General features: G+C 68.8%; 3 protein-coding genes. 1 reads left to right on the top strand and 2 read right to left on the bottom strand.

Going from position 1 to position 2,098, the window contains the following annotated elements; genetic code table 11:
• A partial coding sequence (locus tag AC1VAN_RS19835) for an Lnb N-terminal periplasmic domain-containing protein (protein ID WP_480986539.1) occupies positions 1-956 on the bottom strand: 956 nt, incomplete at its 3' end.
• Between the two features lie 163 nt (positions 957-1,119).
• Here AC1VAN_RS19835 and AC1VAN_RS19830 point away from each other — a divergent pair.
• A complete protein-coding gene (locus AC1VAN_RS19830) occupies positions 1,120-1,524 on the top strand; it encodes a GFA family protein (RefSeq protein ID WP_032977314.1) in 405 nt (134 codons plus the stop codon).
• 278 nt (positions 1,525-1,802) lie between these two features.
• Here the strand turns inward: AC1VAN_RS19830 and AC1VAN_RS19825 are convergent.
• A partial coding sequence (locus AC1VAN_RS19825) for an efflux RND transporter permease subunit (protein ID WP_480986538.1) occupies positions 1,803-2,098 on the bottom strand: 296 nt, incomplete at its 5' end.

Raw genomic sequence — 2,098 nt, 5'->3', positions numbered from 1 at the left:
GTGCCAGGGATGCCCTGGCGGATCACGGTGGAGAAGTCATCGTCGGGTGCCATCTTCAGCGCGCGCTCGGTGATGCGGCCCTTGGCATGCAGTTCGGCGTACGGCACGCCAGGCGTGAGCGCGCCCACCTCCTGCGCGTACTCGGCCAGGTAGCCCGAGGCCAGCAACCGGTAGTCCAGCGGCAGGCGCGGGGCGATATGCCGCGCCAGGTCGAAGACAATCGTGGTGCAGTTGCTGGTCAGCGTGTTGTAGAAGCCGGGCGTGGCATCAAGCTGGCGTGCTTGGTCGATGTAGGCAGCAAACAGGGTCTTGAGCTGGTTGCGGTCCATGCCGTGCAGGCGGTACAGGTAGACATCCTCGCCGCGCGCGTTGGTGCGCGTGCGGATGATGTCGGTTTCTTCGGACGCGACCAGCGTCATCTCGAACTTGCGGAAGAAGCCGCCCAGTGCCGAGAACGATTCACCACGCTCCTTGCGGATTTCCAGCGAGAACACCAGGTGGCGCCCGTCCTCGAATCCGAACGAGACCAGGGTGTGGGCGATCGCCGGGCCCATCCAGTACGACAGCACCAGGTCGGCCGAACGCAGCTGGTCCAGGTCGTAGCTGCGGCGCACCCAGCGCGCGTCGTAGTCGGTCTCGGTGCGCCAGGTGAAATCGCGCACGTTATCCAGCACCACGTGGCGGCCATCGAAGGATTCCACGTGCAGGCGCTGCGCCACGTCATCGGCCCAGTCGCGGTCCTGGCGTGGGGTCAGCAGCAGCCACCACAGCCCCGCCAGCGCCAGAGCGCCGGCAAAGGCCGCCCACAACCGGCGCGTGCCACGGCCGCGCGCCACCTGCCAGGCCGCCCAGGCGGCGGCCAGCAGCCACAGCATCGCCGCGGTCACGCCCAGCCAGCCTGGCCCGGGCATCTGGTAGGTCAGCAGACCGGCCACCCACAGCGCCAGCAGCACCATCACACATCCTGTCATCCATCGTCCTGCGGCTTTCACTGGCATCCTGTCGGGGTCCCGGGGCGGCATAGTTAGCCACAAGCCGCCTCACGGCGACATCTACGACGGTTCAGGCTGGCGCCTGCGGGCGCATACTGGCGTCCACCAAGGTGTACAGGGAGCGAGGATGGGCATTACCACCGTGGCCGGCGTCGCCGTGCAGGCGCAGCACCGGGCCAGCTGTCATTGCGGCACCGTCGAGCTGCTGCTGGACCTGCCCGAGGGCATCGTCGACCCGCGCCGCTGCGACTGTTCGATGTGCCGGCGCCGCGGCGCCATCGCCGCCAGCGTGGCCGAAGACGGGCTGCATATCGTGCGTGGCCAGGCCCATCTGCGCCTGTACCAGTTCAATACGCACGTGGCCGAGCACTACTTCTGCGACGTCTGTGGCATCTACACGCACCACCGCCGCCGCTCCAACCCGGACCAGTACGGCTACAACGTGGCCTGCCTGGAAGGCATCGATCCGTTCGCGCTGGGAACGATTCCGGTCAATGACGGGGTGAACCACCCCGCCGACCGCACCGGTTAGTGGCGGCTGCGCCTGGGCGGCGGCGCGACCTTCTGCCACGGGGCCATGCTGGCCCGGCCGACGCGCAACGGACGCTTCAACGGCGTTCGACGCGTGGGCAGGTCCGCTGCAGGCGGCAGCGTCGCGGCGGGCAGCGCAGGGCGTGAGGGCCAGAGTCGGTCAAGCAACCACATGGCAGGTCTCCGTGGGGGACGGGGACGATCACCCTACCGATGCCCGGGCCAAGACCGGGTGATGGCGTTGCGGCAGGCCGATGACAACCGACGGCCCTGGCCTCCTCAGTGCACCGGCCGCGCCCTGCCCATCCGCCGTACCAGCACGAAGAACAGCGGCACCAGCACCACCGCCAGCACCGTTCCGGAGAGCATGCCGCCGATCACGCTCATGCCGATTTCACGCCGGCTGACCGCGCCGGCGCCGGTGGCCAACGCCAGCGGGATGACGCCTGCCACGAAGGCCAGCGAGGTCATCACGATCGGCCGCAGGCGCAGGCGCGCGCCCTGCAGTGCCGCTTCCACCGCTGAACTGCCGGCGCGGTAGCGTGCTTCGGCGAACTCCACGATCAGGATCGCGT

This window comes from Stenotrophomonas sp. 05L44_2, assembly GCF_056665995.1.
This window is presented reverse-complemented; position numbering and strand designations above follow the sequence as displayed.